Genomic DNA, 8,789 nt, shown 5'->3' on the forward strand with positions numbered 1-8,789 from the left:
GCCTTTATCTGGGGGTGCGGCGCATCTCGCGGCAAGCCGACGGCAAGTTGGTTTTTGACGGCACGGGGCAAATGGTCGACGCCGCGATCGAGATGGTCCGCTTCGACGAGTCGAAGCTGCTCGATCGCATGGCAACCGCGGGAGAATTGACGCCGGAGTTGATGACCAGGGTCGCACGCATGATCGCGGGCTACCACCGTTCCGCGCCGACAATCCACAATGGCAGCGGCTCATCCAATCTGGCCAGTGTGCTCGACATCAATGAAGCCGGCTTTGCCACCAGCCATGTTTTCGCAAAAGCAGAGGTCACGAGCTTTGCCAAGGCCTTCCGCACGACCCTCCACCGGTATTCGGAATTGCTCGACCGCCGGGAAGCCGCGGGCAAGGTCCGCCGATGCCATGGCGATCTGCATCTGCGCAACATCTGCCTTTTCGATGGCGAGCCCCGCCTCTTCGATTGCATCGAATTCAACGACCAGATCGCCAGCATCGACATTCTGTACGACCTTGCCTTCCTGCTGATGGACCTTTGGCATTGCGGTTTTCCGAAGCTCGCCAATCTTGTGATGAACCGCTATCTCGACGAAGCCGACGACGAGGATGGGTTCGTCCTGCTGCCCTTCTTCATGGCGGTGCGGGCCGCAGTGCGCGCCCATGTCACCGCAACACAGGTCGAGGAAGGCAGCGCCGATTCCGATCGACTGGCTGCCGAGGCCAGATCCTATTTCGACCTTGCCCATACACTTCTCCAGGAAACATCGCCGCAGCTCGTTGCCATCGGCGGCCTGAGCGGCTCGGGCAAGACGACCGCTGCGGAGGCGCTGGCCGCCCATGTCGGTGCGCCGCCCGGGGCCCGCGTTGTCGAAAGCGACCGTATCCGCAAGGCCATGCACGGTGTGCCGGCCGAAACGCGGCTGCCGGACAAAGCTTATCGGCCGGAGGTATCGGACCGTGTCTATCGCGACATGGCATGGCGGGCCTGCCTGATCCTTGCGGAGGGCGGTTCGGTTGTCGCTGACGCTGTGTTTGACAGGCCTACCGATCGCGACCGTATCGAGAAGGCGGCAAGCGTCAGGGGTGTGGCTTTCGCCGGGTTCTGGTTGGAAGCGGACCCGCTTGTTCTGTGGCAACGGGTCAGTGATCGCAAGGGCGGCCCTTCCGACGCCACCATAGATATCCTTTCACGGCAATTGCAGCGAAACGCCGCCCAAACGAGCTGGCGCAGGATCAATGCCGATCGGAAGCTTGCCGACTTAGTCACAGAGCTGAGAAGGTTTTCCGACAGCGATGCGTCCGACACCCTGCGCACGGCCTCCTGAAAGGTACGGCAGATGATCGCCCTTAGTGCAGTTGGAGCCTAGCCTCGACAAGGCCGGGCTCGTCCGGAAGATGGGCGATCGAGAAGCCGAATTCGCGGCACATGGTCAGCATCGTCCTGTTCTCGCTGAGCAAGATGCCTTCTATCCATCCGATCCCGTCGGCCTTTGCATAGGCGACGATCTGCCTTAGCAATTCCCAGCCCAGACCGTGACCCTGCAAGTCCGTGCGAACCAGCAAGGCGTATTCGGCAACGGAGCGGTCCGGATCACAGGAAAGCCGGCTGATGCCCGCCAAGGCGCCGGTGCTTGTCTCCAGAGCGACGAAGGCCATGTTGCGGTCATAGTCGAGCTGGGTGAACCGCTTCAGCATCTGGTCGGAGAAACTCTTTCGCGGCGACAGGAATCGCAAGCGCAGATCGTCCGGTGAAATCCTGGCAAGGAATTCGGGATAGAGCGCGATGTCGGCCGGCTTGATCGGCCGGATGTGATAATGCGTGCCGCCTCCCGCAAACGCCTTGTCCCAACCCGACGGATAAGGCCTGATGGCAAGTGCGGGGTTCGGCCCGGCCTCTTCCACGCGTCCCGGCTCGATTTCGATGCGAGCGTCGAGCGCAATCACGCCCTCGGCGTCGGCCAGCAGCGGATTGATGTCCACCGCAACGAGGCAGGAAAAGTCGACGATCATCTGCGACAGGCCGTTGAGTGCAGCAACGATCGACTGCCGATCGGCCGGCTTGCGATCGCGGAACCCGGCAAGCAGGCGGCCGATCCGCGTTTGCCCGATCAGGTCGCCGGCAAGGACGTCGTCGAGCGGCGGCAATGCGATCGCTGTATCGTCCATAACTTCGACCGCGACGCCACCGGCTCCAAACAGGATGGCCGGCCCGAAGATCGGATCCTGGCTCATGCCGAGGATGAGTTCCTGTGCCTGTTTTCGCACCACCATCGGCTGAACGGCATAGCCTTCAACATCGGCTTGCGGTGCGTGGCTGCGCACGCGCGCCTCGATTGCGCGTGCTGCAGCGCCAGCAGCAGCGGCATCGGCGATGTTTAGCACCACCCCGCCAATGTCCGATTTGTGCGAGATCGCCTTGGACAGCAGCTTGACAACGATCCGTTCGGACGTTTTGAGGAGCCGCGAGGCTGCCACTTCCGCTTCGGCAGGAGTTTTGGCGACGACCGTCTCGGGCACCGGGATGCCGTAGGCGGAAATTGCTGCCTTGGCTTCGGGCTCGGTCAGCATTCGCCGCCCCTCCCTCGCGACCTCCCTGAAAATGGCGAGCACGGCTTCCCGATCGCTCGTGACGTCCTCGCTGCGGCTCGACGGTGTGCGCATCAATGCCCGCTGGGCACGCGACCAATCGCTGAGGTAGGCGACGGCCATTGCCGCGTCAGCCGGCGTTTCGAAACTGGCAATGCCGGCATCCTGAAGGATTTGCCGCCCGGGGCGCGCCGTATGCTCCCCGAGCCAGCAGGTCAGGACCGGTTTGCCGGCGATCATCCCTTCCCTTGCGAGTTCCGTAACCGCGCTTGCCGCGGCAAGCGGCGAACCCAGCCCCGTTGGACAATTCATCACCAGGACGACGTCCGTTCCGGGGTCTGCCGCCACGGCTTCGACGGCCACCTTGTAGCGCTCAGGCGGGGCGTCACCGATGATGTCGACCGGATTGGCGTGCGACCATGTCGGCGGCAATACGGCGTTCAGGCGTTCGATGGTGGCGGGCGACAGCGCGGCCAGTTCCCCTTGCCCATCGATTAGCTGATCAATGGCCAATACCCCTGCCCCGCCGCCATTGGTGACGATGCCGACACGGGCCCGTTTGAGCGGAGTGAAGCGGGCGATCGTCTCTGCGGCATCAAACAGCTCGGTCAGGCCTTTGACGCGCAGGATGCCTGCGCGCAGCAATGCCGCATCGACGACACGGTCCGCCCCCGACAGCGCGCCGGTGTGGGTCGCTGCCGCCCTGGCCGATTGCTCGTGCCGACCGGATTTTATCGCGATCACCGGTTTGACCCGTGCCGCCGCACGGGCGGCCGAGATGAACTTGCGGGGATTGGGAATAGTTTCGAGATACATCACGATGGCGCGCGTGTGCATGTCGCCCGCCAGCATATCGATGCAATCTCCCACGTCGACATCCGCCATGTCACCCAGGGAGACGATTTGCGAGAAGCCGACATTGTTGTCGGCCGCCCAGTCGATCAGCGACGTGGCAATGGCGCCGGATTGCGACAGCAGCGCGATGTTGCCAGGCTCGGCGGCCATATGCGCAAATCCGGCATTGAGCTTCAGTGGCGGGATCATCAGCCCGACCGTGTTCGGTCCGATGATGCGGAAAAGATTGGGCTTGGCGGCGTCGAGCATGGCCTGACGCAGGCCGTTCTCGCGCGTAAGTCCGGCGGTGATCACGACTGCCGCTCGCGTGCCCTTGTCGCCGAGCTCGCGCACGATGCCGGGAACCGTCTCCGGCGGCGTCACGATGACACCGAGGTCGGGAATGCCTGGCAGGTCGGCCGCCTTCGCGTAGCAGCGTCGACCAGCCACCTGCGAATGTTTCGGGTTGACCGGCCAGATCTCGCCTTCGAAGCCGCCATTGACGATGTTGTCGAAGACGACACGGCCGACCGACCCGTCGCGCACCGATGCCCCGAACACGGCAACCGACTTCGGAGCGAACGCATGATCGAGATTTCGGATCGTCACCCCTAATGTCTCCTGTTCATGGCGATCATCGCCAGTCGATCTTGCCCGTTCGTTGCGTTGGATCAAAGCGTTCTCCGGTTATCGCGATTAGCTCTTGCGCGGGGTCGCCCGCAAAGTGGCGACGAGCTGTAGCGATCAACGATTGGAGAATTGGATGAGTTACTATTTCAGCAAGATCGTCGCCATGCCGTTCACAGCGGCAATCGACCACGTGACCGCCAAGCTCGCAAGCAAGGGCTTTGGCGTTCTGACCTCGATTGATGTCCAGCAGACCATGAAGGCCAAGCTTGGCGCCGATTTCAGGCCCTATGTGATCCTGGGCGCGTGCAACCCGCATTTCGCATGGCGGGCGCTTCAGTCCGAAGACAAGATCGGAACCATGCTGCCCTGCAATGTCATCGTCACCGAGGTCGGACCGGGAAAGGTGGAGGTCGCAGCGGTGGATCCGGTCGCTTCGATGGGCGCTATCGGCAATCGAGAGCTTGCGCAGGTCGCGAACGATGTGCGGTGCCTGCTCGAGGAGACGGTCCGCGAGCTCTAGCGCAAAGGGGGCCATCAGGGGTTGAGGGACATCGGATGAACGAGTCTGCTCTACGACGCGCATTGCTGGTCATCGCCATCCTGGGCCTCGCCTATGGTTTAGGAGCCTGGCGAACCGGGCTTGGCCCCTTTGAAGCCGACATGATCTGGACGGTGGCGACCTTGCCCGTGGTGGCGGCTCTCGCCATCTCCATTCTGCGTGATTTCTGGATAGGCCGCTTCGGTGTCGACGCGATTGCCTTGGTGTCGATGTCCGCCGCTCTGCTGCTCGGTCAACCCCTGGCCGCAATAGTGGTGGCGATCATGTATGCCGGCGGCACGGTGCTTGAGGATTTCGCCCGCGGCCGCGCGGAACGCAACCTCAAGGCATTGACCGACCGGTCACCGCGTGTCGCCCATCGAACGTCAAAGCTGGGGACAGAGACCATCTCCGTCGAAGACGTTGCCGTGGGCGACGAGCTTTTGGTCCGGGCCGGCGAACTGCTTCCCGTCGACGGCATCCTGCTCGATGCTTCGGCCTCGCTCGACGAGTCCGCAGTGAGCGGAGAACCGCTGCCGGAACTGCGGACAGCCGGCGATATGCTGCGCAGCGGCACCATCAATGCGGGGGAGACCTTCAGCATGCAGGCTTCTGCCTTGGCAGAGCAGAGCACCTATGCCGCGATCGTTCGCATGGTTGCTGCAGCGCAGACGGCGAAATCCCCGTTCATCCGCATGGCCGACCGCTTCGCCCTGTTCCTGCTGCCAGCCACTTTGCTGGTTTCCGGTGCCGCCTGGTACATCTCCGGCGATCCGATCCGGGCGCTCGCCGTGCTGGTTGTCGCGACACCTTGCCCGCTCATCCTCGCGGCACCCGTTGCCTTTATCGGCGGCGTGTCCCGCGCCGCGCGTGCAGGCATCTTGATGAAAGGCAGCGCGGCTCTGGAGGCTCTTGCGCAGGTCCGAACCGCGATCTTCGACAAGACGGGGACCTTGACCATCGGCGGCGCCGAACTCATTGAAATCGAGACAGCACCCGGCCGTGACGCGAACCAATCGCTGCAGCTGTTGGCATCCCTGGAACAGGCCTCGCACCATGTGCTAGCCGACTCCATCATCCGGGCGGCGCGCGGCAGACAGCTGATGCTTTCGCATCCGCATGATGTTCACGAGCACCGCGGTGCGGGCCTGAAGGGCCGGGTCGACAACATGTCGATCGCTGCGGGATCACGGGCTCTCGTGCTTACTGACAAGCCGCTGCCCCGCTGGGCGAAAAGCGGCGAACAAAAATACCGGGACGAACCGGTGCTCAGGGTCTTTGTAGCAATCGGCGGACGGCTTGCCGGTGTTTTCACGTTCGGGGACGCTCTGCGTGTTGATGCGCACGACGCACTCGGCAAGCTGCGCTCAGCCGGCATTGCGCGCATGATCATGCTCACAGGCGACGACGGCGTGGCAGCCAAGCGCATCTCCGCCCGGCTCGACCTCGACGCCATTGTCGCCGACGCGACTCCTACCGAAAAAGTCGCGACGGTCGAAGCCGAAAAAGCGCAGGCACCCACAATGATGGTCGGCGACGGCATCAACGATGCCCCTGCCCTGGCGGCCGCAACGGTCGGTGTGGCCATCGGCGCACGTGGTGCGACCGCCTCCTCCGAGGCAGCTGATGTCATCGTGCTGACCGACAGGCTGCAGCCCGTCGCCGATGCAGTTCGGATCGCACGGCGAACGCGATCGATCGCCTTACAAAGCATCATCGCCGGGCTGGTGCTGTCGGGGCTGGCAATGATCGCGGCGGCCATGGGACAGATTACCCCGGTTGCCGGAGCGTTGCTTCAGGAAGGGATTGACGTGGCGGTCATCCTGAACGCGTTGCGCACTCTTGGCGATGGCCATCTATGGCGCGCATAGTGGTCGAGAGCAAAATCGGTAAATGACCATGGCACAGCAGAATCTGGTGGTTTGCAGCAAATGCGGTGGCGTCAACCGCCTGCCGCCGGGTCGCAATGCTATGGAAGCGAAATGTGGAAAGTGCGGGAACAGGCTGTTTTCCGGGCATCCCGAAGATGTCGATGCCGCGATCTTCGATAATCAGATCGAGCGCAGCAGCCTTCCAGTTGTCGTCGATATCTGGGCACCCTGGTGCGGCCCCTGCAAGATGATGGCGCCGGCTTACGAAGCCGCAGCAAGTGAACTGGAGCCGCATGTCCGTCTGATCAAAGTCAATTCCGACAATGAGGAAGCTGTTGCGGCCAAGCTCGGCATTCGCAGCATCCCGACCATGGTCCTCTTTCATGGCGGGCGCGAAATCGCGCGCACATCCGGCGCAATGACGGCGGGCCAGATCGTCAGGTGGGTTCGCGACCGCCTGCCGACGGTCGCCGCCTGAAGTCGCCCCGCCAATGGATCCACTCATCGCCCGGCTCGGACTGGCCCTCGCAATAGGTCTCCTCGTCGGCTTGGAGCGTGGCTGGCAGGAGCGGGATGCACCCGATCGCAGTCGCACAGCCGGCATCCGGACATATGGTATATCCGGCCTGCTTGGCGGCGTGCTCGCCGCACTCGCCAGTGCACTCAGCGCGGTACCCATGCTGGTCGGCGGCTTCATCGCCTTTGCGGCAATCTTCGCCTGGTACAAGGCGCGCGAGGCTGTCCATGACGAGGATTTCAGCGTCACGAGCGTGATCGCTGGTCTTTGCGTCTTCGCGCTTGGGTCGCTTTCGGTCGCCGGCGATTATCGGGCTGCAGCTGCCGGTGGGGCGGCACTGGCGGCAATCCTGGCTAGCCGCGAGGTCCTTCACGGCCTTTTGAAGCGACTGACCTGGATCGAACTCCGGTCGGCACTGATCCTTGCGGTGATGACAGCGATCGTCTTGCCCCTGCTGCCAAACCGGACGTTGGACCCGTGGGGCGGTTTCAATCCGTGGGAGGTCTGGTTTCTGACAGTGCTGATGGCCTCCATATCGTTCGCCGGCTATGTGGCTGTTCGCATTCTTGGCAATACGCGTGGTCTGCTGGTCAGTTCGCTCACCGGTGCGATCGTTTCCTCCACCGCCGTGACCTTGGCGCTTGCCCGCAACGCCGCCTCGGCGAGCAGTCCGCTGCCGCTCGCCGGGGCGGCATCGCTGGCTGCAATGGTTTCGGTTCTCCGCGTCTGCGCCGTGGTTCTGATCGTAGAGCCAAGCGTGCTCGCGTCGGTCGCCATTCCGGCGTTTGCCGCGGCGCTTGCCTTCGCTGTCTGCGGCGCGTTGCTGCTCACTCGCGACAGCGGGAACGGTGAAGGCAGCGCGATCGCGCGCAATCCATTCGAACTGGGCCCGCTGCTGCTCTTCGCCTTGCTCTTTGCGATCGTCGCGACCGCAAGCGCCGGGCTGGCCGCTCAATTCGGTGGGCGCGGTCTGCTGGCGAGTTCGGCGCTGGCCGGCGCATTCGATGTCGATGTCTCGGTGCTTGGCGCGCTGCGCCTGGTTAAGCATTCCGTGTCCGTCGAGACCGTGGGCCAAGCCGTGCTCGCGGCGCTGGCAGCAAATGCGATCGGCCGCCTGTCGCTTGCAGTATTTGCCGGTCCGGTCAGATTTTGGTTACCGCTGGCCGCAGCAACTTTGATTGCCGCGACTATGGGTATCTGCGCCCTGCTTTTGCTCGGTCCTGGATAGAAGTGTTGTTCTCGAGCCTTCTTTGATGCGGATCAAGGGACAGGTCTGGCCACCGCTCTATGAGATTCCGTGAAAGGAGTTCGCCATGACCAGTTTGAAGGACCTCACCCCGAAATTCCGCAATGTCCGGCTGTTGCTCGCGCGTGAAAAGGGCCACCCGGCAGGCGACCGCGAAGAAGGTTATGACGTGCTCGCTCCATTGACCGGCGAAGGCCGGATCGATGCCGAGGAATGGAAGTCGCACCGGGCCTCTTGCCGTGTACGCCGCTTTCGCACCGGCCAGCAGGATATGATCGGCCGGCTGAGGCGCAAGCCCGGCGGACAGTGGTATTTCGACTACGCCGAAGGCGATCGCGACGACGAAATCGGCTTCCATCTCGGCGACGAACGGTTCGTGACCGGTGAGTACGTGTCGATCGAGCGCAACGGCGCCATGCACACCTATCAGGTAGCAAGGGTCGAGCAGCCTTGACGCTGCAATGCCAAGCTCGCTCGGAGTAGACCATGTCGCGACGCATCCTGATCGTGGTCGGTCACCCCGACCCGTCCCCGGACCGGCTCTGCCGCAGCCTTGCCAACGCCTATGGCGAG

The 8,789-nt window shown here is 63.2% G+C and carries 7 protein-coding genes; 6 read left to right on the plus strand and 1 reads right to left on the minus strand.

The features are described from left to right. Nucleotides 1–1,319, plus strand: a 1,319-nt coding sequence (locus EN932_RS21440; protein ID WP_128369053.1) for a bifunctional aminoglycoside phosphotransferase/ATP-binding protein, incomplete at its 5' end; no start/stop codon positions are given. Between the two features lie 22 nt (nucleotides 1,320–1,341). Here the strand turns inward: EN932_RS21440 and EN932_RS21445 are convergent. After that, complete coding sequence (locus tag EN932_RS21445; RefSeq protein WP_128369054.1) at nucleotides 1,342–4,023, minus strand: bifunctional acetate--CoA ligase family protein/GNAT family N-acetyltransferase; 2,682 nt, start codon at nucleotides 4,021–4,023, stop codon at nucleotides 1,342–1,344. A 154-nt stretch (nucleotides 4,024–4,177) separates the two neighbouring features. Between EN932_RS21445 and EN932_RS21450 the strand changes: the two genes are divergently transcribed. From EN932_RS21450 to EN932_RS21470, 5 genes are all read left to right on the plus strand, one after another. Next, the gene (locus EN932_RS21450) at nucleotides 4,178–4,564 is read left to right on the plus strand and encodes a DUF302 domain-containing protein (protein ID WP_128369055.1); all 387 of its coding nucleotides are present in this window, start codon (nucleotides 4,178–4,180) and stop codon (nucleotides 4,562–4,564) included. Between the two features lie 35 nt (nucleotides 4,565–4,599). Continuing rightward, a complete protein-coding gene (locus EN932_RS21455) occupies nucleotides 4,600–6,453 on the plus strand; it encodes a heavy metal translocating P-type ATPase (protein ID WP_128369056.1) in 1,854 nt (617 codons plus the stop codon). A 28-nt stretch (nucleotides 6,454–6,481) separates the two neighbouring features. Then, the gene (gene trxC / locus EN932_RS21460) at nucleotides 6,482–6,931 is read left to right on the plus strand and encodes a thioredoxin TrxC (protein ID WP_127371932.1); all 450 of its coding nucleotides are present in this window, start codon (nucleotides 6,482–6,484) and stop codon (nucleotides 6,929–6,931) included. Nucleotides 6,932–6,944: 13 nt separating this feature from the next. Beyond that, complete coding sequence (locus tag EN932_RS21465; protein WP_128369057.1) at nucleotides 6,945–8,198, plus strand: MgtC/SapB family protein; 1,254 nt, start codon at nucleotides 6,945–6,947, stop codon at nucleotides 8,196–8,198. Between the two features lie 85 nt (nucleotides 8,199–8,283). Further along, nucleotides 8,284–8,670, plus strand: coding sequence for a hypothetical protein (locus EN932_RS21470; protein ID WP_128369058.1), 387 nt, complete (start codon nucleotides 8,284–8,286; stop codon nucleotides 8,668–8,670). The last annotated feature ends 119 nt before the right edge of the window (nucleotides 8,671–8,789 follow it).

The sequence above is a fragment of the Mesorhizobium sp. M7A.F.Ca.US.002.01.1.1 genome (assembly GCF_004022955.1).
Taxonomy (GTDB): Bacteria; Pseudomonadota; Alphaproteobacteria; order Rhizobiales; family Rhizobiaceae; genus Mesorhizobium; species Mesorhizobium ciceri.

What these genes read in the sequence shown, in the direction of transcription:
- EN932_RS21465 (WP_128369057.1), top strand. Translation starts at nt 6,945, where the DNA reads ATGGATCCACTCATCGCCCGGCTCGGACTGGCCCTCGCAATAGGTCTC.
- trxC (WP_127371932.1), top strand. Translation starts at nt 6,482, where the DNA reads ATGGCACAGCAGAATCTGGTGGTTTGCAGCAAATGCGGTGGCGTCAAC.
- EN932_RS21450 (WP_128369055.1), top strand. Translation starts at nt 4,178, where the DNA reads ATGAGTTACTATTTCAGCAAGATCGTCGCCATGCCGTTCACAGCGGCA.
- EN932_RS21455 (WP_128369056.1), top strand. Translation starts at nt 4,600, where the DNA reads ATGAACGAGTCTGCTCTACGACGCGCATTGCTGGTCATCGCCATCCTG.
- EN932_RS21470 (WP_128369058.1), top strand. Translation starts at nt 8,284, where the DNA reads ATGACCAGTTTGAAGGACCTCACCCCGAAATTCCGCAATGTCCGGCTG.